This window comes from Halopseudomonas pachastrellae (assembly GCF_900114765.1).
Classification (GTDB): Bacteria; Pseudomonadota; Gammaproteobacteria; order Pseudomonadales; family Pseudomonadaceae; genus Halopseudomonas; species Halopseudomonas pachastrellae.
Window position 1 is genome coordinate 132,003 of record NZ_FOUD01000001.1, and the last position, 23,368, is coordinate 155,370.

The window sequence follows — 23,368 nt, forward strand, 5'->3', positions numbered from 1 at the left end:
AACCGCTGTTTATTTTTACAGCCGATTTGCGCCTAACCTGATGATTCAAAAGGGGAATTGGCGTTCTCTTGTGCGTCTCAGGCCTTGATGCCGTACAGGGTGATCATTGCTTACAGGCTCCTGATGAAGTCGCGGATGCGTTCGGCAGCTTCAATACACTCGTCCAGCGGGGCGACCAGCGCCATGCGGACCCGTCCGGCGCCGGGATTATAACCATCAATTTCCCGTGACAGGTAACGTCCGGGCACCACGGCGACGTTCTGCTCGGCCAGCAGGCGGGTGGTGAAGGTCTCGTCGTCGATGGGTGTTTGCGGCCACAGGTAGAAACCGGCGTCGGGCCGCTCGACCTGCATGACGTCGCCAAGAATGGCGAGAACGGCGTCAAACTTGGCCTGATACTGGGCGCGGTTGTCGGCAACGTGCGCTTCATCCTGCCACGCCGCGATGCTGGCAATCTGGCTGTGAACCGGCATGGCGCAGCCGTGATAGGTGCGATAAGTCAGGTACGGTTTGAGCAGGCTGGCGTCGCCGGCGACAAAGCCGGAACGCAGGCCCGGCAGGTTGGAACGCTTGGACAGACTGTGGAACACCACGCAGCGGGCAAAGTCGTCGCGCCCCATGGCAGCGCAAGCTTGCAGCAGACCAACTGGGGCCGGACCGTCTGGCGCGTAGATTTCGCTGTAGCACTCGTCGGAGGCGATGACGAAGTCGTATTGGTCGGCCAGTTTGATCAACTGCTGCAGGGTTTCCAGCGGGATGACCGCGCCGGTCGGGTTGCCGGGCGTGCAGATAAACAGCAGCTGACAGCGCTGCCATATCTCGGCCGGCACCGCGCTGAAGTCCGGAATAAAGCCGTTGCTGCCGTCGCAGGCCAGGTAATGCGGCTCCACGCCCGCCAGAAACGCCGCCCCTTCGTAGATTTGATAGAAGGGGTTGGGGCTAACCACAAGGCCCTGCGGGTCGCGGGTGATCAGCGCCTGGGTAAAGGAGAACAGCGCCTCGCGGGTGCCGTTGACCGGAATGATGTTACTGCTGATATCCAGGCTGCCGGCAGTCAGCGCAAAGCGCTTGGTCAGCCAGTCGGCAATGCTCTGGCGCAGCTCGGGCTTGCCCTGGGTAGTCGGATAGACCGCTGCCTGGTTGAGGTTGTCGGCCAGCGCCTGCAGCACGAACGGCGGTGACGGGTGCTTGGGCTCGCCAATCGACAGCGAAATCGGGCGCAGCGCCGGGTTCGGGGTAACGTCGGCGATCAGGGCGCGCAGCTTTTCAAAAGGGTAGGGCTGCAGGCGCTGCAGGTCGTGATTCATTGTGTGTCCTCAGGGGCCGATGGCAATGGGGCTGCTGTACTCCTGCGCGGTCGGCTGGGTACTGCTGAGTGTGTCGATGATGGTTTGCTGCAGGCGCTCGCACAGCTGCGGGTCTGACAGCGCTTGGTTATTGGCGTCGGTGATGACGAAGACGTCGTCCACGCGCTCACCCAGGGTGACGATCTTGGCGTTTTGTACGCTGATATCGAAGTCCAGCAGAATGCGGCCCATGCGAGCGAGCAGGCCCGGGCGGTCCGGTGCGCTCAGTTCAAGAATGGTGTGCTGGCCGCTCGGGTCATTGGAGATGGTGACCTCGGGGGCGAAGGCAAAGTGCTTGAGCTGGCGCGGCACCCGGCGCTGGATGATGGTCGGGAAGGCGTCCGGGTCGGAGAGGGCGTCGACCAGGTCGTGCTTGATCTGGCGGATGCGCTCGGGGTTGTCGCCAATCGAGCCGCCGTCGGAGTCGAGCACGATATAAGTGTCCAGGCTGAACTGGCTGGTCGAGGTGATGATGCGCGCGTCCTGAATGCTCAGGTTGAGCTGATCCATGGCCGACACCGTAGCCGCGAACAGGTCGTTCTGCTCCGGGGTATAGATGAAGATCTGAGTAGCGCCCTCGAACTCGCGCTGGGCGGTTTCCTTGATCAATACCAGTGGGCTCTGACGCTGGCCGTGCTGGGCAATGGCCTCGGTATGCCAGGCCACATCGCTTGCGGTGTGGCGCAGAAAATAGTCATCGCCCAGCTCGACCCAGAGGGCTTCTGCGTCATCTTCGTCTACGCCGTTGCGCACCAGAATGTCGAGCGCCGCCTGTTGCGTCTGACGAATGTGCTCCTCGCGGTCTGGCGGATTGTCCAGGCCGCGGCGCAGGGCGCGTTTGGTTTCGGTGTAGAGCTGGCGCAGCAGCGAGGCGCGCCAGGAGTTCCACAGCGTCGGGTTGGTGGCGTTGATGTCCGCGATGGTCAGCACATAGAGGTAGTCGAGTCGCACCTGATTGCCGACCTTGGTGGCAAAGTCGTGGATCTCCAGCGGGTCGGAAATGTCCTTGCGCTGCGCCGTCGTGGACATCAGCAGGTGGTTCTCGACCAGCCAACTGACCAGGTGCGTATCCCAGGCCGGCAGGTGATGGCGCTGGCAGAACAGCTCGGCGTCGACCGCGCCCAGTTCCGAGTGATCGCCGCCGCGCCCCTTGGCGATGTCGTGATACAGCCCGGCCATGTACAGCAGGTCCGGCTTGGGTAGGCGGCAGAAGATGCGCCAGGCCAGCGGGTAGCGGTCCTGGTATTCGGGCCAGCTTAACTTGCGCAGGTGCTTGATCAGATTCAGCGTGTGCGCATCCACGGTGTAGATGTGGAACAGGTCGTGCTGCATCTGGCCGACGATCTTGCCGAATTCCGGCAGATAGCGGCCGAGGATGCCGTAGCGGTTCATCCGACGCAGGTTGCGGTGGATGCCTTCCTTGCAGCGGAACAGCTCGATGAACAGGCTGGTATTACGAATGTCGCTGCGAAAGTCGTCGTCGATCAGGTGGCGGTGGTCACGCAGCAGGCGAATGCTGTCGGCGCGCACGCCGCGAATGTCCGGGTTCTGCGCCATCAGCAGAAAGATTTCGAGGATGGCGAAGGGGGTGCGCTTGAAGACGTTCGGGTTGGTGACTTCGATATAGTGATTGCGCACCTGAAAGCGGCTGTTGAGCGGGCGGATGTCCGCCGCCTCGGCGTCGCGCAGCAGGATTTCTTCGAAGTGCTGCATCAGCAGATCGTTCAGCTCCGACAGCGACATCACCACGCGGTAGTACTTCTGCATGAAGCGCTCGACGGCCAGCTTGCTGTCGGTGCCCTCGTAGCCCAGCAGCTTGGCCAGTGCGCGTTGATGGTCGAACAGCAGGCGGTCTTCGGCGCGGCCGGCGAGGGTGTGCAGCGCGAAGCGGACTTTCCACAGGAAGGCGCGACCGTCGGCCAGGATGGTGTATTCGGGCTCATTCAAAAAGCCCTGCTGGACCAGTTCGCGCAGGTCGTTGGTGCCAAAGTGCCGCAAGGCGACCCAGCCGATGGTCTGAATGTCGCGCAGCCCGCCGGGGGAGCTTTTGACGTTCGGCTCCAGGTTGTATTCGGTGTCGTTGAACTTGGCATGACGGGCCTGTTGCTCGGCGCGCTTGGCGCGGAAGAACTCGGCATCGTTCCACATATGGCTGGTGTCGATGGCGGCCATCATGTCCTGGCGCAGCGCCTCGTCGCCGGCCAGCGTGCGCGACTCCATCAGGTTGGTAATGACGGTGATGTCGGCAGCGGCTTCCTGCTGGCATTCTTCAACGCTGCGCACGCTCTGGCCGACCTCAAGGCCGATGTCCCAGAGCAGCAGCAGGAAAGCTTCGATGGCCTCCCGAAAGGGTTCGACATCGCCGCGCAGCAAAATCAGCAGGTCAATGTCTGAATGCGGGTGGAGTTCGCCGCGGCCGTAGCCGCCAACCGCCAGCAGGGCGATGCCCGGGTCGCCTGCGCAGGGCAGTCGTGCCCAGGCCTGCTGCAGGATCTGGTCGGTGAACCAGGCGCGTTCGTGGATCAGCTGGTGAATGTCGCGGCCGTCCTCAAAGCGCTGGGTCAGGACGGTGTCAGCCTGCCGAATAGCCTTTTTAAAGGCCGCGATCGGGCTGCTCTTGATAGCCAGTTCGGCCTGAAACTGACCGGGATCGAAAAGCGCGTCATCCATCATTCGTTTCCTCGGCTTGGTAGTGAGGCCGGACAGCAATCAGGCAGCCTGGGGCAGGCCGCCTGTCAGCGGAAGCTTTCCTCGGTGCGCAGGGTCAGCACCTCGTAGCCGTCGGCGGTGACCAGAATGGTGTGCTCCCACTGCGCGGACAACTTGCGGTCCTTGGTGATTGCAGTCCAGTTGTCACCCAGCAGGCGGGTCTCCGGGCGGCCCTGATTGATCATGGGCTCAATGGTAAAGATCATGCCTTCCTGCATTTCCATGCCGGTACCGGCGCGGCCGTAGTGCAGGATCTGCGGGTCTTCGTGGAAGACCTTGCCAATGCCGTGGCCGCAGTACTCGCGCACCACGCTGTAGCGGTTGGCGTGGGCGTGTTCCTGAATAATGGCACCAATGTCACCCAGGCGCGCGCCCGGGCGTACGACGGAAATGCCTTTGTACATGCATTCCTGGGTGATGCGGGCCAGGCGTTCGGCCCACTCCGGCACGTCGCCGACCATGAACATCTTGCTGGTATCGCCGTGATAACCGTCTTTGATGACGGTGACGTCGATATTCAGCGAGTCGCCGCTCTTCAGCGGTTTGTCATTCGGGATGCCGTGACAGACCACATGGTTGAGCGAGGTGCAGATGGACTTGGGAAAGGGCATGCGGCCGGGGGCACCGCCGTAGTTGAGGGGGGCGGGGATCGCTTGCTGAACGTTGACAATATAGTCATGGCAGATGCGATCCAGCTCGTCGGTGGTGACGCCAGGCTTGACGTGCTCGCCGATCATCTCCAGAACCTCGGCTGCCAGGCGGCCGGCAACCCGCATGCCGGCAATGTCTTCGGCGGTCTTGATGGTGACGGTCATGGCTGGACTCTCTCGATTGGGCGCCGGCTGGCGTAGGTGGAAAAACCCCGGATTCTATCAGACCTGTGGCCTGCTGTTGAACTGGCCGCTTGTCTGCGCTGGGTAGTCAGTGCTTTCTTCGCCGGGGTTGATATGGTATAAAGCGCCCCGCTGAATGCAGAGCTGCAGGCTCGGCCAGCAAATCAAACTAAATCCGCACACGTATCGACACGGTATCCTGGGTGCCCTTTGGGGTTGGATGCTGGGATGCGTGGAGGCCCAACCCGACTTACTGGAGTTATCATGACCCAAGTCTCTATGCGTGACATGCTGAAGGCCGGCGCGCACTTCGGCCACCAGACCCGCTACTGGAACCCGAAAATGGGCAAGTTCATTTTCGGCGCTCGCAACAAGATTCACATCATCAACCTGGAAAAGACCATGCCAATGTTCCACGAAGCTCTGAGCTTTGTGGAAAAGCTGGCTGCCGGCAAGAACAAGATTCTGTTCGTCGGCACCAAGCGCGCTGCCAGCAAGATCATTGCTGACGAAGCGGCCCGTGCTGGTCAGCCCTATGTTGATCACCGCTGGCTCGGCGGCATGCTGACCAACTACAAGACCATTCGTCAGTCCATCAAGCGTCTGCGCGACCTGGAAGTTCAATCCCAGGACGGCACCTTCGCCAAACTGACCAAGAAAGAAGCGCTGATGCGCTCCCGTGATCTGGAAAAACTGGATCGCAGCCTGGGTGGTATCAAGGACATGGGCGGTCTGCCTGATGCCCTGTTCGTCATCGACGTTGAGCACGAGCGTATTGCCATCACCGAAGCCAACAAGCTGGGCATTCCGGTTATCGGCATCGTTGATACCAACAGCAGCCCGGAAGGTGTTGACTATGTCATCCCGGGTAACGATGACGCCATTCGCGCTATCAAGCTGTACGCTGCTTCCGTTGCTGACGCAGTTCTGCGTGGCAAGAGCAATGCTGGCGCTACCGACGAGTTCGTAGAAGAAGCTGCTCCGGAAGCCTCTGAAGGCTGAGGTGCATACGGCTGATGCAATGCCGTAGCGAAAAGGGGGCCTTGCCCCCTTTTTGCAATATGTTTACCGCAAGATGATTCGTTGCTTCCTGCTGTCAAACGGAAGCAGGAACTAATCCAGTTATGTGAGGAAGAGTCCATGGCAGAAATTACTGCAGCACTGGTCAAAGAACTGCGTGAGCGCACTGGTCAGGGCATGATGGAATGCAAAAAGGCACTGGTTGCCGCCGAAGGCGACATCGAGAAAGCCATTGACGACATGCGCGCTTCTGGCGCCATCAAGGCTGCCAAGAAAGCCGGCAACATCGCCGCTGAAGGCTCCATCGCTGTCAAGGTTGCCGCTGACAACAAGTCCGCTGTCATCATTGAAGTCAACTCTCAGACCGACTTCCTGGCTCTGCAGGAAGACTTCAAGGCATTCGTTGCCGCCAGCCTGGACAAAGCGTTTGAAGCTGGTTACACCGACGCTGCTCCGCTGATCGCTGACCAGGAGCCGGCCCGTGAAGCGCTGGTTGCCAAGACTGGTGAAAACGTCAACATCCGTCGCCTGACTCGCGTTGAAGGTGATGTTGTTGGTGCCTACCTGCACGGTCACCGCATCGGTGTTGTTGTCACCCTGAACGGTGGCAATGAAGAGCTGGCTCGCGATATCGCCATGCACGTTGCTGCAAGCAACCCGCAGTTCCTGGACTCCTCTCAGGTGTCCGAAGAAGCGATCGCTAAAGAGAAAGAGATCTTCCTGGCTCTGAACGCCGACAAGATCGCCGGCAAGCCGGAAAACATTGTTGAGAACATGGTTAAAGGCCGTATCAACAAGTTCGTTTCCGAAGGTAGCCTGATCGAGCAGCCGTTCGTCAAAGATCCGGAAGTCAAGGTTGGCGAGCTGGCCAAGAAAGCCGGTGCTGAAGTTGTTTCCTTCGTGCGTTTCGAAGTGGGCGAGGGCATCGAGCGTGCCGAAGCTGACTTTGCTGCCGAAGTTGCCGCTCAGCTGGCTGCTGCCAAGCAGTAATACGCTATAGTGCACGCTGACCGGTGCACCGCCTCCGCTTTCAAGTGGGGGCGACAAGGTTGATATGAGAGGCTTCCCGCGCAGGCGTGAAGCCTCTTTTTCAAGAAACACTGAACAAGTGCGCGCCGTTGTTGTCTGGTGCAACTCGTTGAGTGTTTCTCCATTCCCGAACAGGAGAGTCAAGCATGGCCCAGGTGCCCAGTAGCCGCCAACCCAAGTACAAGCGCATCCTTCTCAAACTTAGCGGTGAAGCCCTGATGGGGACCGAAGATTTCGGTATCGACCCCAAGGTGCTTGATCGCATGGCGCTGGAAATCGGGCAGTTGATCGGTATCGGGGTGCAGGTCGGGCTGGTGATCGGTGGCGGTAACCTGTTCCGCGGCGCTGCGCTGAGTGCGGCGGGCATGGATCGGGTAACCGGCGACCATATGGGGATGCTGGCAACGGTTATGAACGCGCTGGCCATGCGTGATTCGCTGGAGCGCTCCAATATTCAGACACGCGTCATGTCCGCCATCACCATGGAAGGCGTGACCGAGCATTACGATCGCCGCAAGGCAATGCGCTACCTGGCCAGTGGCGACGTGGTAATATTCTCCGCCGGTACGGGCAACCCCTTCTTCACCACGGATACCGCAGCCTGCCTGCGCGGCATTGAGGTCGATGCCGATCTGGTGCTCAAGGCAACCAAGGTTGACGGCGTTTACAATGCCGACCCGATGAAGGACCCCGATGCCGAGCGCTTTGAGAGCCTGACCTACGACCAGGTACTGGATCTCAAACTGGAAGTCATGGACCTGACGGCCATCTGCCTGATCCGTGACCACAATATGCCCCTGCGGGTGTTTAACATGAACAAGCCAGGTGCGTTGCTCAATGCAGTAGTCGGTAGCGCCGAAGGAACACTGATCGAGGGTTGAGTCAATGATCAACGAAATCAAGCAAGACGCGCAGGAGCGCATGAAGAAGTCCGTCGAAGCGCTGGAGCACGCCTTCGCCAAGATTCGTACCGGTCGCGCACACCCGGCCCTGCTGGACAGCATCATCGTGTCTTACTACGGCGCTGACACCCCGCTGCGCCAGGTGGCCAACGTCAACGTTGAAGACTCCCGTACCCTGGCCCTGAGCGTATTTGACAAGGGCATGATTCAGGCGGTCGAGAAGGCCATCATGATGTCCGACCTGGGTCTGAACCCGGCTACCTCCGGTACCACCATCCGCGTTCCGATGCCGGCGCTGACCGAGGAAACCCGTAAGGGCTACACCAAGCAGGCCCGTGCCGAAGCTGAAAATGGCCGTATCGCCGTACGTAACATTCGTCGCGATGCCCTGAGCCAGCTCAAAGATCTGCAGAAAGAAAAGGAAATCAGCGAGGACGAAGAGCGCCGCGCAGCTGATGACATCCAGAAGCTCACCGACAAGTTTGTTGCCGAGATTGAGAAAGTACTGGAAGTGAAAGAAAAGGACCTGATGGCCATCTAAGGCCATCTGCTGCAAGAGTACCGAATGAACATCACAAGTCCCGCTGGCAAGGATTCCACTACGCCCCGTCACGTTGCCATCATCATGGATGGCAACAACCGCTGGGCGCGCAAGCGGTTGATGCCTGGTGTCGCCGGCCACAAGGCTGGTGTGGATGCGGTCAAGGCGATGATCGAGGTCTGCCTGGAAGACGGTGTGGAAGTGCTGACGCTGTTCGCCTTCTCCAGTGAAAACTGGCGCCGTCCCGAGGACGAAGTTGGCGCGCTGATGGAGCTGTTCCTTGGCGCCCTGCGTCGTGAGGTGCGCAAGCTCCGGGAAAACGGCGTGCGACTGCAGATCATCGGTGATCGCAGTCGATTTGCTCCTGAGTTGCAGGCCGCCATGGCGCAGGCCGAAGAGACGACCGCACAATGCGCTCGCCTGACCCTGGTGATTGCAGCCAACTACGGCGGGCAGTGGGATATCGCCCAGGCCGCCCGCTCGCTGGCAGCTGAGGCTGTTCGCGGTGAGCGCACCGTCGAGTCGCTGACAGAGCAGGCACTGGAGGCGCGTCTAAGTACATCCAACCTGCCGCTGCCAGACTTGTGCATTCGTACAGGCGGCGAGAAACGTATCAGCAACTTCCTGTTGTGGCAGCTTGCTTACGCAGAGCTTTACTTCTCCGACCTGTATTGGCCTGACTTCAAGCAGGCGGCCCTGCGCGAGGCGCTGGCCGACTTTGCCGGTCGTCAACGCCGCTTCGGCAAAACCAGTGAACAGATTGCAACGGGGGCCTGATGCTAAAGCAACGGGTTATTACCGGCGTTATCCTGGCGATTGTTGCAATCGCCGGGTTTGTATCCCTGCAGGGGGCCTGGTTTGCCCTGTTCATTGGTGCCATTGTTGCGCTTGCGGCCTGGGAATGGGCGCGGCTGTGCGGTGAAGCGCGGCAGGGCGGCCGTATCGTCTACGCGGCGACCCTGGGTTTGTTTATGGTTGGCCTGTACCGAGATGCCTGGCCGATCGTCTTCTTTGTTGGCCCGGCGCTGGTCTGGTGGTGCATGGCTACCGTCATGATTCTGCGCTACCCCAACGGCAGCGGCCTGTGGCGCGGCAGCTTTGTGCGTCAGCTGTTTGGCTTGCTGATCCTGCTGCCGGCCTGGGCAGGCGTTATCTGGCTCCGGGCTCAGGAGCAGGGGCTGTGGATGCTGCTGGGGCTGGCTGTGCTGGTGTTTGGTGCTGATATCGGTGCCTACTTTGCCGGCAAGCGCTTTGGTCGCAACAAGCTGCTGCCCAATGTCAGCCCCGGCAAGACGCGCGAGGGGCTGTTTGGCGGCCTGGTGGTCAGTCTGTCGCTGGCGCTGGCAGCCATGTTGTATCTGGGCTGGGGCGCGTCGGCGATTCTGCTCGGGCTGCTTGGTGCCGCGCTCGTGGTGTTGATTTCGGTTGTTGGTGACCTGACCGAAAGCCTGTTCAAGCGCGAAGAAGGCTTGAAAGACAGCAGCAATCTACTGCCGGGTCATGGCGGTGTGCTGGACCGAATCGATAGTCTGGCGGCGGCGATTCCCATGTATGTGGCAGCCTGGCTGCTGCTTGGGAGTCATCTGGCGTGACCCTGTCGGTTACCGTGCTGGGGGCAACCGGCTCTATTGGGGTTAGCACGCTGGATGTGATCGCCCGCCATCCTGAGCGTTACCAGGTTTACGCATTGACTGGCTACAGTCGCATGGCTGAGCTTGCCGAGCAGTGCCGTCGGTATCGTCCGCAGCGCGCCGTGGTCGCGACAGCGGAGCAGGCGAAAGGTCTGCAGCAGGTGCTGCGCGATGCTGGTCTGTCGACGGACGTCAGCTGGGGTGAGCAGGCGCTGTGCGAGGTGGCCTCTGCCAGCGATGTCGATGTGGTAATGGCGGCTATCGTCGGCGCGGCGGGTTTGCGGCCAACGCTGGCTGCGGCCCAGGCGGGCAAGCGGGTGTTGCTGGCCAACAAGGAAGCGCTGGTCATGTCTGGCGCCTTGTTCATGCAGGCCGTGCAAGCCTCTGGCGCCGAGTTGCTGCCCATCGATAGCGAGCACAACGCGATCTTCCAGTGCATGCCGGGCAACTATGCTGACGGTCTCGCACGCGTCGGCGTACGCCGGATTCTTCTGACTGCCTCGGGCGGTCCTTTCCGTAATTTCTCTCAGGCCCAGCTGGCTGACGTAACGCCTGCGCAGGCCTGCGCCCACCCGAACTGGTCGATGGGCCAGAAAATATCTGTCGACTCCGCCAGCATGATGAACAAGGGGTTGGAGTTGATTGAGGCCTGCTGGCTGTTTGATGCTCGCCCGGAGCAGGTGGAGGTGGTGGTGCACCCGCAGAGTGTGGTGCACTCGCTGGTCGATTACGTCGACGGCTCGGTGCTGGCGCAGCTGGGTAATCCGGACATGCGCACGCCCATCGCCCACGCATTGGCCTGGCCGGAACGCATCGATTCCGGCGTTAGCGCGCTTGATTTGCTGCTGACCGCTCGTCTGGACTTTGAGGCGCCGGACCCTGTCCGTTTCCCCTGTCTGCGCCTGGCGCGTGAGGCGGTAGCGGCGGGCGGGACCAGCTGTGCGGTGCTCAATGCCGCCAATGAGGTGGCGGTGCAGGCGTTTCTCGATGGCCGAGTGGGCTTTACTGATATCCCTGTTATTATCGAGGACGCTCTGACGCAGTTGCCGGGCGAGCCGGTAATTGATCTGGAGCACATTCTGTCGGCCGATCGGCTGGCTCGGGCTCACGCCGAGCGCTGGGTGCGCGCGCGGAGCCTGTCGATCACCTTGTGAGGTACTGAATGGATCTGCTGTCTACGTTGCTGGCCACAGTGGTTGCCCTGGGGCTGCTGGTGACCATTCATGAATACGGCCATTTCTGGGTCGCTCGCCGCTGCGGCATCAAGGTGCTGCGCTTCTCCATCGGTTTTGGGCCTGCGCTGGTGCGCTGGCACGATCGCAAGGGTACCGAATACACCATTTCTGCCATCCCGCTGGGCGGCTACGTCAAAATGCTGGACGAGCGCGAGGCGCCGGTCCCCGAGCATGAGCTGGACCAGTCCTTCAATCGCAAAACCGTCAAGCAGCGCATCGCGGTGGTTGCAGCCGGGCCCATTGCCAACTTTCTACTCGCCATTGTGGCTTTCTGGATTGTCGCCGTGGTGGGTTTCAGCACCGTTGCACCAGTGCTTGGCCCCGTGCCGGCGGGTACTCCGGCGGCGGAGGCGGGGCTGCACTCCGGGCTGGAGCTCACCGGCGTTGATGGTACGCAGATTCGCAGCTGGCAGGACGTTAACCTGCAGCTGATTCGCCGTCTTGGTGAGAGCGGCACGCTGGAAGTCACGGCAAAACCTTTTGAAGGTGGCGCCGAGACCCGCTACCAGCTGCGTCTGGATGACTGGCTCAAGGGTGTAGAAGAGCCTGATCCGATGGCGGCCCTGGGCTTGACCAGCTGGCAGCCGGAGATTCCGCCGCGTCTTGACCAGGTTGCCAGTGATGGCGCTGCCGCCGAGGCAGGTCTGCAGGCTGGTGATCTGATTCTGGCTATCGACGGCGAGCCCGTCAGCGACTGGCTGACCGAGGTGGTGCCGATGATTCAGGCCAGCGCGCAACAAACGCTCCAGATTATGGTCGAACGCGACGGTGAACAGTTGGAGCTGGCGTTAACGCCGCGCCCTAAAGCAGCCAATCACGTTGTCGTCGGCTATGTCGGTGCCGGTGTTGAAGGGGTGGAAATGCCCGCCCACATGCAGCGCCAGATAAGTTACAACCCTTTGGTGGCGATACCGGTAGCGGTAACCAAAACCTGGGAAATGACAGCGCTGACGCTGGACTCGCTGAAGAAAATGCTGACCGGGCTGGTCTCGGCAAAAAACTTGAGTGGCCCGATAACCATTGCTAAAGTGGCGGGCGCCTCGGCCAAGTCGGGGCTGGAGAGTTTTCTCAGTTTTATCGCGTACTTGAGTATCAGTCTGGGGGTGTTGAACCTTCTGCCGATACCGGTTCTGGATGGCGGCCACCTGGTGTATTACGTGGCCGAGTGGATCAGGGGCAAGCCTCTTTCCGAGCGAATTCAGACATGGGGGCTGCAGATCGGGTTAAGCCTGATTGTTGGCGTCATGCTGTTTGCCATTTATAACGATATCAGCCGCCTTGGTGGCTGACGCGTGCACTGCCTGAATACGAGCTGCCAGCGTGCAGATTAAGATTACAATCAGCTGACTCAGAACGGATTTCATGAAACGTTACCTATTGCCTGCGCTGTTCTCGATGTTTATGGCGCAGGGCGCTCTTGCCGATGCCTTCCAGATTTCCGATATCCGCGTCAACGGCCTGCAGAGGGTGTCTGCCGGTAGCGTGTTCACCTCGCTGCCCCTGAATATTGGTGACGAGGTGGACGACCAGGAGCTGGTCGAGGCGACCCGCTCCCTGTTCCGCACCGGTTTCTTCCAGGACATCCAGTTGGGCCGTGATGGCAACGTGCTGGTCATCAACGTGGTCGAGCGTCCTTCCATCTCTTCCATCGAGCTTGAAGGCAACAAGGCAATCAAGAGCGAAGATCTGCTGACGGGGCTGAGTGCCGCCGGTCTGGCCGAGGGCGAGATCTTCCAGCGCGCTACGCTGGAAGGCGTGCGTAACGAGCTGCTGCGTCAGTACGTGTCGCAGGGTCGCTACTCTGCCGATATCGAAACTCAGGTGATTCCGGAGCCGCGCAACCGTGTTGCGCTGAAAATCGTCATCGACGAGGGCTCTGTCGCCGCTATCTCGCATATCAACGTGGTGGGTAATACCGTCTTCCCGAACGAAGACCTGGTCGACCTGTTCGAGCTGAAGACCAGCGGCTGGTTGTCCTTCCTGCGCAACGATGACAAGTATTCGCGTGAGAAGCTGGCCGGTGACCTGGAGCGCCTGCGTTCCTACTACCTGGACCGCGGCTACATCAACATGGATGTGGCATCGACCCAGGTATCCATTACTCCGGACAAGAAACACGTCTACATCACCGTCAACGTTGATGAGGGTGAGCGCTACAGCATTCGTGATGTCAGCCTGTCGGGTGACCTGATCGTCGACGAGGCAGAAGTGCGCCGTCTGATGCTGGTCGAGCCGGGCCAGATCTTTTCTCGCCAGGTAATGACCTCCACGTCTGATCTGATCAGTCGCCGCCTGGGTAACGAGGGCTACACCTTTGCCAGCGTCAACGGCATCCCGGAAATCCATGAAGACGACAAGACTGTGTCGGTCACCTTCTACGTCGATCCCGGCAAGCGTGCCTACGTCAATCGCATCAACTTCCGTGGCAACACCAAGACCGAAGATCAGGTGCTGCGACGTGAGATGCGCCAGATGGAAGGTGGCTGGGCCTCTACCTATCTGATTGATCAGTCCAAGACACGCCTTGAGCGTCTGGGCTTCTTCAAGGAAGTTAACGTCGAGACCGTGCCGGTGCCCGGCGCCGATGATCTGATCGACGTGAACTACGCGGTAGAAGAGCAGCCTTCCGGCTCGGTAACCGCCAGCCTCGGTTTCTCCCAGAGCTCGGGTATCATCCTGGGCGGCTCGATCAGCCAGAACAACTTCTTTGGTACCGGTAACCGCGTCAGCATCGGTGCCAACCGCTCCGACTACCAGACGTCGCTGTCCTTCGGCTTTATGGACCCCTATTTCACCGTTGACGGTCTGAGCCTTGGCTACAACGCCTTCTATCGCACCACTGACTACGATGAGCTGGACGTTGACGTTACCAGCTACGCCGTGGACTCCTACGGTGCCGGCTTCAACTTCGGCTACCCGATCAGCGATACCTCGCGCATCTCCTTTGGTATGAGCGCGCAGCACGACAAGATCAAGAGCGGTGTCTATACCGTGCAGGAAATCCTGGATTTCCTTGACAGCGAAGGCGACAATTTCACCAACCTGTTCTTTGATACTTCCTGGTCGCAGAGCACGCTGAACCGCGGTGTCTTCCCTGACCGTGGTTACTCGCAGAATGTGTCCTGGCATGTGACCGTGCCGGGCAGCGATCTGGAGTTCTACACCCTGGACTATAAGGCGCAGCGCTTCTTCCCGATGAGCGAAGACCTGACCCTGCGTCTGCACACCGACCTGGGCTTTGGTCGCGGGCTGGGTGGCACCGACCAGATGCCGTTCTATGAGCATTACTATGCCGGTGGTATCGGCTCGGTACGCGGCTTCGAGGACGGCACCCTGGGCCCGAAGAGTACGCCTAACGCCGCCGACCCGGATCAGGACTCGCTGCCCTTCGGCGGTAACATCAAGATCACCGGTGGCGCTGAAGTGGTATTCCCTGCGCCTTTCGTGAAGGACCAGCGTTCGCTGCGGACCGCTCTGTTCTTCGATGTGGGTAACGTATACGATACCCAGTGCACGCGGAAGACGACCGTTGAGGGCGACAAGAACCCGGGTTGTGGTGAAGTTGACCTTGGCGAGTTGCGCTACAGTGTCGGCGTGGGTCTGTCCTGGCTGACCGCGCTGGGCCCGCTGGGCTTCAGTTTGGCCATGCCGCTGAACAGCGACTCGGCTGATGACACCCAGGTGTTCCAGTTCACCCTTGGTCAGAGTTTCTGACGCAATCCAAACACTATCGAGCAATCGTAATCAGGAGTATCAGAGTGGGTAAGTTTACGCGTGTGGCAGTGATGTCACTGCTGGCCATGGCCAGCTTCCAGGTGTCCGCCGAGATGAAGATCGCTGTTCTCGACTATCAAATGGCGTTGCTGGAATCCGACGCGGCCAAGAAGTACTCCGTTGATGCTGAGCAGCAGTTTGGCTCGCAGTTGCAGCGAGTGAAGAACCTGGAAGCCGAAGCCAAGCGCCTGCAAGAGCGTCTGCAGCGCGATGGTGAGCAGCTGAGCCAAAGTGAGGCGGAGAAGCTGGATCTGGAGTTCCGTCAGAAGGCCCGTGAGTTTCAGGTTGCCTCGCGCGAGCTGAACGAAGCCAAGGCTCAGTCTGATCGCCAGATGCTCGAGGCTCTCAAGCCCAAGCTGGATGCGGCGGTAGAAGCTGTACTGAACGCCGGCGAATATGACCTGGTGCTGGATCGTGGCGGCGTTGTTGACGTCAAGCCGCAGTTCGATATTACCCGCCAGGTTATCGAGCGCCTGAACAGCAGCCGCTGATGAGCGCTGTTCAATCTCTGTCCCTTGCGCGCCTGGCTGAAGAGCTCGGCGCGCAACTCGTTGGGGACCCGCAAACCGAGATCACCGGTCTGGCCACCCTGCAGGATGCCGGTCCGGGTCAGTTGGCGTTTCTGGCCAACGCTCAGTATCGCAAGTACCTGACGGAAAGCCGCGCCAGTGCGGTGCTGCTGACCGAGCAGGATGCGCAAGGCTTTTCCGGTAACGCGCTGATCGTTGCCGACCCGTATCTCACCTATGCCCGGTTGTCCCACCGCTTTGATCGCAAGCCGCAAGCCAGCGCCGGTATTCACCCCAGCGCTGTGGTAGCCGCCGATGCCCAGATTGACGCCAGTGCCAGCATCGGCCCAGGCGCGGTGATCGAGCAGGGCGCTGTGATTGCAGCCGGTGTCAGTGTTGGAGCCCAGTGCTTTGTTGGCGCTCGCTCACGTATTGGCGCCGGTGGTTGGCTGGCGCCACGCGTGACCCTGTATCACGACGTCACTATCGGTGAGCGCGTGGTCGTTCAATCGGGTGCAGTCATCGGCTCTGAAGGTTTCGGGTTCGCCAATCAGGGCGGCACCTGGCAGAAAATCGCCCAGATTGGCGGCGTGCGCATTGGCGATGATGTCGAGATTGGCGCCAACACCACCATCGACCGTGGTGCGCTGGCCGATACCGTGATTGGCAATGGCGTCAAACTGGACAACCAGATTCAGATTGCGCACAACGTACAGATTGGTGACCACACTGCCATGGCGGCCTGTGTCGGCATTTCCGGCAGTACCCGTATCGGCAAGCACTGCATGATTGCGGGCGGCGTCGGCATGGTCGGTCATATCGAGGTGTGCGATAACGTGTTCGTCAGTGGCATGACCATGGTGACCCGCTCGATTACCGAGCCGGGCGCCTATTCATCCGGTACGGCCATGCAGCCGGCCGGTGACTGGAAGAAGAGTGCGGCTCGTATTCGCCAGCTCGATGGCATGGCCAAACGTCTCCAGCAGCTTGAGAAACAACTCGAACAGGTGACTCAGGCGTCTTCTGACTCATCAAACGCCTGACCGGCGCCCCGCATGGGGCGCCTTTATTATTTTCAGCAAGGCCAGCAATCCATGGATATCAACGAAATCAAAGAGTACCTGCCCCACCGTTACCCCTTCCTGCTGGTGGACCGGGTGCTGGAGCTGGATCTTGAGAACAAGCAGATTCGTGCCTACAAGAATGTCTCGGTCAACGAGCCTTTTTTCAACGGCCACTTCCCGCAGCACCCGATCATGCCGGGCGTGCTGATCATCGAGGCCATGGCCCAGGCCGCTGGCCTGCTGGGCTTCAAGATGATGGGCGTCAAGCCGGCAGACGGCACCCTGTATTACTTTGTCGGCTCCGACAAGCTGCGCTTCCGTCAACCGGTGGTACCGGGCGATCAACTGCAGCTGGAAGCGACCTACCTGAGCGACAAGCGTGGCATCTGGAAATTTGCCTGCCGTGCTACTGTGGATGGTAAGGAAGCCTGCTCGGCCGAGATCATTTGTGCGGAACGCAAAATATGAGTCGTATTCACCCTCTGGCGATTGTTGACCCCGCAGCGCGGCTGGCCGATGACGTCGAGGTGGGTCCCTGGAGTTTGATCGGCCCGGACGTCGAAATCGGCGCCGGCAGCCGTATTGCCTCGCACGTGGTCATCAAGGGGCCCACCACCATCGGTCGCAATAACCGGATTTTCCAGTTTGCCTCGGTGGGTGAGGAGTGTCAGGACAAGAAGTACAACGGTGAGCCAACCAAGCTGGTGATCGGTGACAACAACGTCATCCGTGAAGGCTGCACCCTGCACCGCGGTACCGTGCAGGATGAAGGCATCACCCGTATCGGCAGCAACAACCTGCTGATGGCCTATGTACATGTGGCGCACGACTGTGTCGTTGGCGACAACATCATCATGGCCAACAATGCGACCATCGCCGGCCACGTGCACATTGGTGATGGTGCCATCCTCGGTGGCTACACCACCGTGCACCAGTTCTGCCACATCGGCCCCTTTGCCATGAGTGCGGCCAACAGCGCCGTGTTCAAGGATATTCCGGCCTTTGTGATGGTGGGTGGTAACCCCGCCAGCGCCCATGGCATGAACTTCGAAGGTATGCGTCGCCGTGGCTATTCTGCCGAGCTGGTCAGTGCGCTGCGCCGTGCCTACAAGGTGGTCTACCGTCAGGGTCTGACCACCGCCCAGGCTATGGCCGAGCTGGCCGAAGCGGCAGAGCAGTTCCCTGAAGTGGCGTTGTACTGCACGTCCATCAGCGAGTCGACCCGCGGCATTACCCGCTGACATGTCTGGTATCACGCAGCCTCGTTCGGAAAAGTCCCTTTGTATCGCGCTGGTCGCCGGTGAGGCGTCCGGCGATACGCTGGGCGCTGGCCTGATCGCCGCGCTGAAACAGCGCTTTCCCAATGCACGTTTTATCGGTATCGGCGGCCCGCGCATGCTGGCCGAGGGCATGCAGACGCGCGTGCCGATGGAGCGGTTGTCGGTCATGGGCCTGATTGAGGTGCTCGGACGCCTGCGCGAGTTGCTGCGCATTCGCCGCGAGCTGGTTGAATACCTCACGCAGGAGCAGCCGGACGTGTTTATCGGCATCGACGCGCCGGATTTCACCCTGGGGGTAGAGCAGCGCCTGCGCGATGTGGGTATTCCCACCGTGCATTACGTCAGTCCGTCGGTTTGGGCCTGGCGTGAAAAGCGCGTGCTGAGCATTGCCCAATCTACCGATCTGATGCTGACCCTGTTCCCCTTCGAGGAAGAGGTGTATCGCCGCCATGGTGTGGCTGTGCGCTGTGTCGGTCACACACTGGCTGACCGCATTGCGCTCGAGCCGGACCGCGCCGCTGCGCGCCAGACGCTCGGCGTTAAGCCGGATGCCCGTGTGCTGGCCTTGTTGCCTGGCAGCCGCAACGGCGAGTTGCGCAAGCTGGGGCGCGTCTTTCTTGAGACCGCCGCCTGGTGCCTTGAACGTGAACCGGACCTGCAGTTCATCATGCCGTGCGCCAGCCCTGAGCGCCGTCAGCAGATGGAAGCGATTATGGCCGAGGCTGGCCTGGAGCTGCCGCTGACGCTCTATGACGGTCAGGCTCACGAGGTTCTCGCCGCCTGTGACGCGGTGTTGATCGCCTCCGGCACCGCGACCCTTGAGGCCATGCTGTTCAAGCGCCCGATGGTGGTGGCGTACCGCATGGCCGGGCTCACTTTCCGTATTCTCAAACGCCTGGTCAAGGTGGGGCATGTGTCGTTGCCCAACCTGCTGGCCGGTCGTGAGGTGGCGCCCGAGTTTCTGCAGGACGCTGCCACCCCTGAGGCCATGGGCCCGGCGCTGCTTGAGCGGTTGCTGCCAACGGCCGAGCGGGTGGAAACCGAGCAAACATTCCTCGAATTGCACCAGATGCTGCGCCGTGATGCCGATCAAAGCGCCGCCGAGGCTGTTGCCGAGCTGCTGGATGCACGAGGCAAGCTGTGAGCCAGTTGCTTATGGACTGGGCAACGCCAGCTGATAATGAGCTGGTTGCCGGGGTCGACGAGGTAGGGCGTGGCCCGCTGTGCGGCGCCGTGGTTACCGCTGCGGTAATCCTTGACCCGGCCCGGCCAATTGAGGGGCTCAACGACTCCAAGAAGCTGACCGAAGCGCGCCGCGAGGCGTTGTTTCCGCTGATTCAGGAGCGTGCGCTGGCCTGGTGTATTGCCCGCGCCGAGGTGGAAGAAATCGACCGCCTGAATATCCTGCACGCAACCATGCTGGCCATGCAGCGCGCGGTAGCCGGGCTGCATATTCAGCCTGACCTCGTTCTGGTTGACGGCAATCGCTGTCCCGCGTTGCCAATGCGCAGTGAGCCGGTGGTCAAGGGCGATAGCCGTGTACCGGCCATCGCCGCTGCGTCCATTCTTGCCAAGGTTGCCCGTGACCGGGAAATGCTCGCGCTGGACCAGCAGTACCCCGGCTATGGCATTGCCGGCCACAAGGGCTACCCCACGCCGGTACACCTGGCCGCACTGCGCGAGCTGGGCGCTACTCCTATTCATCGCCGTTCATTCGGCCCGGTGCGCAAGGCGCTGGAACAGTAAGGGAAGCACTGATTAATTCCGCATGCCCTCTGGCGTACAGGCTGAGCCGCAATCAGTCAGTGCTTCCCTTGGGGCACACAGTTCTGCCTGCTGCGACTGGCCGCAGCAGTTCCCCGTCGCTACAATTCTCTGCCTGACGTTCCGCCACCTGAAACAGGATTTCCATGTCACCTTCTTTCATTCACCTGCGTGTCCACAGTGAATATTCCCTGGTTGATGGGCTGGTCAAGGTCAAGCCCTTGATCAAGGCCGTCGGCGAGGCGGGCATGCCGGCGGTAGCGATCACCGACCAGAACAACATGTGCAGTCTGGTCAAGTTCTACAAAACCGCGACCGGCGCCGGTATCAAGCCGATTTCCGGTGTCGATCTCTGGCTGACCGATGCCGAGGACGACAGCGTCCTGACCCGCATCAGCCTGCTGGCGATGGACCCCAAGGGTTACCGCAACCTGACCGAGCTGGTCTCCCGTGGCTTTACCGAAGGTCAGCGCAACGGCTTGGTGACGGTTCGCCGTGAGTGGGTGGCTGAGGCAAGCGAAGGCGTTATTGCGCTGTCGGCGGCTAAAGAGGGTGAAGTAGGTCTGGCGCTGCTGTCCTCCAGCCCTGCGCGGGCTGATGATCTGCTGGCGTACTGGATGGGCGTATTCCCCGGTCGTTTCTACCTGGAGCTGCAGCGCACCGGCCGCGTCAATGATGAAGAGCACGTGCACGCGGCAGTCGCACTGGCGGCGCGCAGCGGCTGCCCGGTGGTCGCGACCAACGATGTGCGCTTTCTCAAGCGCAGCGACTTTGAAGCCCACGAGACGCGCGTCTGCATCGGTGAAGGCCGCGCGCTGGATGACCCGCGCCGGGTCCGCCAGTACAGCGAAGAACAGTACCTGAAAACGGCGGAAGAGATGGCCGAGCTGTTTTCGGACATTCCCGAAGCGCTGGAAAACAGCGTCGAGATTGCCAAGCGCTGTAATATCGATGTGCAACTTGGCAAATACTTCCTGCCGGACTTTCCGGTACCGGAGGGGATGACCGAAGCCGAGTTCTTCAAGAAGGTCTCCTTTGAGGGGCTGGAGGAGCGCCTCAAGGTCATTCTGCCGCCCGATACCCCGGACTACGACGCCAAGCGCCAGGTTTACATCGACCGCCTGAACTTTGAGCTCGACATCATCAATCAGATGGGCTTCCCCGGCTACTTCCTGATCGTGATGGACTTTATCAAGTGGGCCAAGGGCAACGGCGTGCCGGTGGGGCCGGGCCGGGGTTCCGGGGCGGGCTCGCTGGTGGCGTATTCGCTGCTGATTACCGACCTCGATCCGCTGGCCTACGACCTGCTGTTCGAGCGCTTTCTCAACCCGGAACGTGTGTCCATGCCCGACTTTGACGTCGACTTTTGCATGGAAGGGCGTGACCGCGTTATTGACTACGTGGCCGATACCTACGGCCGTAACGCGGTATCGCAGATCATCACCTTCGGTACCATGGCCGCAAAAGCGGTAGTGCGTGATGTTGCGCGGGTGCAGGGCAAGTCCTACGGCCTGGCCGACAAGCTGTCGAAGATGATTCCGTTCGAGGTCGGCATGACGCTGAGCAAGGCCTTCGAGCAGGAAGAGATGCTGCGCGACTTTCTCGCCAATGACGAGGAAGGCCAGGAAATCTGGGACATGGCCCTCAAGCTGGAGGGGATTACCCGTAACGTCGGCAAGCACGCCGGCGGTGTGGTTATCGCCCCCACCAAGCTGACCGACTTTGCGCCGCTGTACTGCGATGAGTCCGGTGGCGGCCTGGTTACCCAGTTCGATAAGGACGACGTTGAAGCGGCGGGCCTGGTGAAGTTCGACTTCCTTGGCCTGCGCACGCTGACCATCATCAAGTGGGCGATGGAGACTATCCATCGAAAGCAGCGCGAGGAAGGGGCTACAGACGAGGAACTGGTCAACATCGACCTGATCCCGCTGGATGACGCGCCGACCTACAGCATGCTGCAGAAGGCGGAAACCACTGCCGTTTTCCAGCTTGAATCGCGCGGCATGAAAGAGCTGATCAAGAAGCTCAAGCCCGACTGTCTGGAAGACATGATCGCACTGGTGGCCCTGTTCCGTCCGGGCCCGCTGCAGTCAGGCATGGTTGACGATTTCATCAACCGTAAGCACGGCCGCGAAGAAATCTCCTACCCGCACCCCAACTATCAGTACCCGGGGCTGGAGCCGGTGCTCAAACCCACCTACGGCATCATCCTGTATCAGGAACAGGTAATGCAGATTGCCCAGGTGATGGCCGGCTACACCCTGGGTGGCGCGGACATGCTGCGCCGGGCCATGGGTAAGAAAAAGCCGGAAGAAATGGCCAAGCAGCGCGGCGGCTTTATTGAGGGCTGCGCCAACAACGGCATTGATGGCGATCTGGCCGGCAATATTTTCGACCTGGTAGAAAAGTTTGCCGGTTACGGCTTCAACAAGTCGCACTCGGCTGCCTACGGTCTGGTGTCTTATCAGACGGCCTGGTTGAAGGCGCATTACCCGGCGCCCTTCATGGCAGCGGTACTGTCCGCCGATATGCACAACACTGACAAGGTGGTGACGCTGATTGAGGAATGCCGCAGCATGCGCCTGCGGATCAAGGTGCCGGATGTCAACGTTTCGGAATTCAAGTTCACCGTCGATGACGCCGGTGATGTGGTTTACGGCCTCGGCGCGATCAAGGGCGTGGGTGAAGGCCCGGTCGAAACCATCGTTGAGACCCGCAAGGCCGGCGGCCCGTTTAACGACTTGTTCGACTTCTGCGCCCGGGTGGACCTCAAGCGTATCAACAAGCGGGTGATGGAAGCGCTGATTCGCAGCGGTGCACTGGATCGCCTTGGTCCCTTCTTCGCCGAAGAGCTGCAGGCCTACCAGAAGCAGGTCGATCGCAACCGCGCAGCCCTGATGTCAGCCATGGAGGAGGCAATCGCTTCGGCTGAGCAGACGGCGCGCAGCGCCGACTCGGGCCACGATGACCTGTTTGGTGATCTGCTCGGGCCGTCGGCCGAGCGGGATGTCTATGAAGCCTATCGCAACGTGCGCGAATGGAGCTTCAAGGAGCGCCTGCGCGGCGAAAAGGACACCCTGGGGCTCTATCTGACCGGCCACCCGATTGATGAATACGAGCGCGAGATTCGCCGCTTTGCCCGCCAGCGTATCCTTGATCTGAAGCCCTCGCGCGACAGCCAGACCATTGCCGGTCTGGTATTTGACCTGCGGGTGATGAAAAACAAGCGCGGCGACAAGGTGGGCTTTGTCACCCTGGATGACCGCTCGGCGCGCATCGAGGTCTCGCTGTTCTCCGAAGCCTATCTGGCAGCGCAGGCGCTGCTGCAAAAAGATGCTTTGCTGGTGGTTGAGGGTGAGGTGGCGGTGGATGATTTCTCCGGTGGCATGCGCGTGCGTGCCAAACGGGTGATGAGTCTGGAGGATGCGCGCACCGGGCTGCTGGACAGCGTGCGTATCAACATTGATAGCGCGCAGCACGGCGAGGACGCGCTCAACCGCATGGCCGGTCTGCTCAAGCAGTACCGTGGCGGTTGCCCGGTGACGATTGAGTACCAGCGCACCGATGCCGCCGCCTTGCTGCGCCTGGGAGATGACTGGAAGGTGGAGCCGGCTGACGATCTGTTGCAGGGGCTGCGTGACCAGTTGGGCAAAGACAGCGTCTCCTTGCACTATAGATAGCGCAAAAGCCGGATGCTCGACGGGCGCCCGGCAATCCCGTAAGGTTATTTG

General features: G+C 60.6%; 19 protein-coding genes. 16 read left to right on the top strand and 3 right to left on the bottom strand.

From position 1 onward, the window contains the following. Positions 1-110: 110 nt before the first annotated feature. The 3 genes from dapC to map all read right to left on the bottom strand — a co-directional run bounded on the left by dapC (position 111) and on the right by map (position 4,870). The gene (gene dapC / locus BM116_RS00720) at positions 111-1,307 is read right to left on the bottom strand and encodes a succinyldiaminopimelate transaminase (RefSeq protein WP_083724569.1); all 1,197 of its coding nucleotides are present in this window, start codon (positions 1,305-1,307) and stop codon (positions 111-113) included. 9 nt (positions 1,308-1,316) lie between these two features. After that, positions 1,317-4,016 (bottom strand): [protein-PII] uridylyltransferase, encoded by a 2,700-nt coding sequence (locus BM116_RS00725; protein ID WP_235846661.1) that lies wholly within the window; start codon positions 4,014-4,016, stop codon positions 1,317-1,319. 65 nt (positions 4,017-4,081) lie between these two features. After that, positions 4,082-4,870 carry a type I methionyl aminopeptidase gene (map, locus tag BM116_RS00730; RefSeq protein ID WP_083724565.1) on the bottom strand — a complete coding sequence of 263 codons (789 nt, stop codon included), beginning with the start codon at positions 4,868-4,870 and terminating at the stop codon, positions 4,082-4,084. A 282-nt stretch (positions 4,871-5,152) separates the two neighbouring features. On the opposite strand from map, the gene rpsB reads away from it, so the two are divergent. The 16 genes from rpsB (at position 5,153) to dnaE (ending at position 23,317) form a co-directional block, all read left to right on the top strand. Continuing rightward, positions 5,153-5,890, top strand: a complete 738-nt coding sequence (gene rpsB, locus BM116_RS00735; RefSeq protein WP_083724563.1) for a 30S ribosomal protein S2 — start codon at positions 5,153-5,155, stop codon at positions 5,888-5,890. Between the two features lie 138 nt (positions 5,891-6,028). Next, positions 6,029-6,898 carry a translation elongation factor Ts gene (gene tsf / locus BM116_RS00740; protein ID WP_083724561.1) on the top strand — a complete coding sequence of 290 codons (870 nt, stop codon included), beginning with the start codon at positions 6,029-6,031 and terminating at the stop codon, positions 6,896-6,898. A gap of 185 nt (positions 6,899-7,083) precedes the next feature. After that, positions 7,084-7,818: a UMP kinase gene (gene pyrH / locus BM116_RS00745; RefSeq protein WP_083724559.1), complete on the top strand. Its 735-nt coding sequence runs from the start codon at positions 7,084-7,086 to the stop codon at positions 7,816-7,818. 4 nt (positions 7,819-7,822) lie between these two features. Then, positions 7,823-8,380: a ribosome recycling factor gene (gene frr / locus BM116_RS00750; protein WP_083724557.1), complete on the top strand. Its 558-nt coding sequence runs from the start codon at positions 7,823-7,825 to the stop codon at positions 8,378-8,380. Positions 8,381-8,404: 24 nt separating this feature from the next. Further along, a complete protein-coding gene (uppS, locus tag BM116_RS00755) occupies positions 8,405-9,157 on the top strand; it encodes a polyprenyl diphosphate synthase (RefSeq protein ID WP_083724554.1) in 753 nt (250 codons plus the stop codon). Next, entirely contained in the window at positions 9,157-9,972 is an 816-nt protein-coding gene (locus BM116_RS00760; protein ID WP_083724552.1) for a phosphatidate cytidylyltransferase, read from the top strand. The genes uppS and BM116_RS00760 overlap by 1 nt, the downstream gene beginning before the upstream one ends. Then, on the top strand, positions 9,969-11,165 hold the full coding sequence (gene ispC / locus BM116_RS00765) for a 1-deoxy-D-xylulose-5-phosphate reductoisomerase (RefSeq protein ID WP_083724550.1): 1,197 nt from the start codon (positions 9,969-9,971) through the stop codon (positions 11,163-11,165). The genes BM116_RS00760 and ispC overlap by 4 nt, the downstream gene beginning before the upstream one ends. 8 nt (positions 11,166-11,173) lie before the next feature. Then, positions 11,174-12,535 carry an RIP metalloprotease RseP gene (gene rseP, locus BM116_RS00770; RefSeq protein ID WP_083724548.1) on the top strand — a complete coding sequence of 454 codons (1,362 nt, stop codon included), beginning with the start codon at positions 11,174-11,176 and terminating at the stop codon, positions 12,533-12,535. A 73-nt stretch (positions 12,536-12,608) separates the two neighbouring features. Beyond that, positions 12,609-14,960, top strand: coding sequence for an outer membrane protein assembly factor BamA (gene bamA, locus BM116_RS00775; RefSeq protein WP_083724546.1), 2,352 nt, complete (start codon positions 12,609-12,611; stop codon positions 14,958-14,960). 71 nt (positions 14,961-15,031) lie between these two features. Further along, positions 15,032-15,511, top strand: a complete 480-nt coding sequence (locus BM116_RS00780; protein ID WP_407920295.1) for an OmpH/Skp family outer membrane protein — start codon at positions 15,032-15,034, stop codon at positions 15,509-15,511. Beyond that, positions 15,511-16,572 carry a UDP-3-O-(3-hydroxymyristoyl)glucosamine N-acyltransferase gene (gene lpxD, locus BM116_RS00785; protein WP_083724542.1) on the top strand — a complete coding sequence of 354 codons (1,062 nt, stop codon included), beginning with the start codon at positions 15,511-15,513 and terminating at the stop codon, positions 16,570-16,572. Before BM116_RS00780 ends, lpxD begins: the two co-directional genes overlap by 1 nt. A gap of 51 nt (positions 16,573-16,623) precedes the next feature. Beyond that, positions 16,624-17,061: a 3-hydroxyacyl-ACP dehydratase FabZ gene (fabZ, locus tag BM116_RS00790; protein WP_083724615.1), complete on the top strand. Its 438-nt coding sequence runs from the start codon at positions 16,624-16,626 to the stop codon at positions 17,059-17,061. Continuing rightward, entirely contained in the window at positions 17,058-17,834 is a 777-nt protein-coding gene (lpxA, locus tag BM116_RS00795; RefSeq protein WP_083724540.1) for an acyl-ACP--UDP-N-acetylglucosamine O-acyltransferase, read from the top strand. Before fabZ ends, lpxA begins: the two co-directional genes overlap by 4 nt. A gap of 1 nt (position 17,835) precedes the next feature. Next, positions 17,836-19,017, top strand: coding sequence for a lipid-A-disaccharide synthase (gene lpxB / locus BM116_RS00800; protein ID WP_083724538.1), 1,182 nt, complete (start codon positions 17,836-17,838; stop codon positions 19,015-19,017). A gap of 11 nt (positions 19,018-19,028) precedes the next feature. Further along, positions 19,029-19,619, top strand: coding sequence for a ribonuclease HII (gene rnhB / locus BM116_RS00805; RefSeq protein ID WP_083724536.1), 591 nt, complete (start codon positions 19,029-19,031; stop codon positions 19,617-19,619). Between the two features lie 164 nt (positions 19,620-19,783). Continuing rightward, on the top strand, positions 19,784-23,317 hold the full coding sequence (gene dnaE, locus BM116_RS00810; RefSeq protein WP_083724534.1) for a DNA polymerase III subunit alpha: 3,534 nt from the start codon (positions 19,784-19,786) through the stop codon (positions 23,315-23,317). The last annotated feature ends 51 nt before the right edge of the window (positions 23,318-23,368 follow it).

What these genes read in the sequence shown, in the direction of transcription:
- lpxD (WP_083724542.1), top strand. Translation starts at nt 15,511, where the DNA reads ATGAGCGCTGTTCAATCTCTGTCCCTTGCGCGCCTGGCTGAAGAGCTC.
- map (WP_083724565.1), bottom strand. Translation starts at nt 4,870, where the DNA reads ATGACCGTCACCATCAAGACCGCCGAAGACATTGCCGGCATGCGGGTT.
- pyrH (WP_083724559.1), top strand. Translation starts at nt 7,084, where the DNA reads ATGGCCCAGGTGCCCAGTAGCCGCCAACCCAAGTACAAGCGCATCCTT.
- fabZ (WP_083724615.1), top strand. Translation starts at nt 16,624, where the DNA reads ATGGATATCAACGAAATCAAAGAGTACCTGCCCCACCGTTACCCCTTC.
- BM116_RS00725 (WP_235846661.1), bottom strand. Translation starts at nt 4,016, where the DNA reads ATGGATGACGCGCTTTTCGATCCCGGTCAGTTTCAGGCCGAACTGGCT.
- uppS (WP_083724554.1), top strand. Translation starts at nt 8,405, where the DNA reads ATGAACATCACAAGTCCCGCTGGCAAGGATTCCACTACGCCCCGTCAC.
- bamA (WP_083724546.1), top strand. Translation starts at nt 12,609, where the DNA reads ATGAAACGTTACCTATTGCCTGCGCTGTTCTCGATGTTTATGGCGCAG.
- frr (WP_083724557.1), top strand. Translation starts at nt 7,823, where the DNA reads ATGATCAACGAAATCAAGCAAGACGCGCAGGAGCGCATGAAGAAGTCC.
- dapC (WP_083724569.1), bottom strand. Translation starts at nt 1,307, where the DNA reads ATGAATCACGACCTGCAGCGCCTGCAGCCCTACCCTTTTGAAAAGCTG.
- dnaE (WP_083724534.1), top strand. Translation starts at nt 19,784, where the DNA reads ATGTCACCTTCTTTCATTCACCTGCGTGTCCACAGTGAATATTCCCTG.
- lpxA (WP_083724540.1), top strand. Translation starts at nt 17,058, where the DNA reads ATGAGTCGTATTCACCCTCTGGCGATTGTTGACCCCGCAGCGCGGCTG.
- tsf (WP_083724561.1), top strand. Translation starts at nt 6,029, where the DNA reads ATGGCAGAAATTACTGCAGCACTGGTCAAAGAACTGCGTGAGCGCACT.
- BM116_RS00760 (WP_083724552.1), top strand. Translation starts at nt 9,157, where the DNA reads ATGCTAAAGCAACGGGTTATTACCGGCGTTATCCTGGCGATTGTTGCA.
- rseP (WP_083724548.1), top strand. Translation starts at nt 11,174, where the DNA reads ATGGATCTGCTGTCTACGTTGCTGGCCACAGTGGTTGCCCTGGGGCTG.
- BM116_RS00780 (WP_407920295.1), top strand. Translation starts at nt 15,032, where the DNA reads ATGTCACTGCTGGCCATGGCCAGCTTCCAGGTGTCCGCCGAGATGAAG.
- rpsB (WP_083724563.1), top strand. Translation starts at nt 5,153, where the DNA reads ATGACCCAAGTCTCTATGCGTGACATGCTGAAGGCCGGCGCGCACTTC.
- rnhB (WP_083724536.1), top strand. Translation starts at nt 19,029, where the DNA reads ATGGACTGGGCAACGCCAGCTGATAATGAGCTGGTTGCCGGGGTCGAC.
- lpxB (WP_083724538.1), top strand. Translation starts at nt 17,836, where the DNA reads ATGTCTGGTATCACGCAGCCTCGTTCGGAAAAGTCCCTTTGTATCGCG.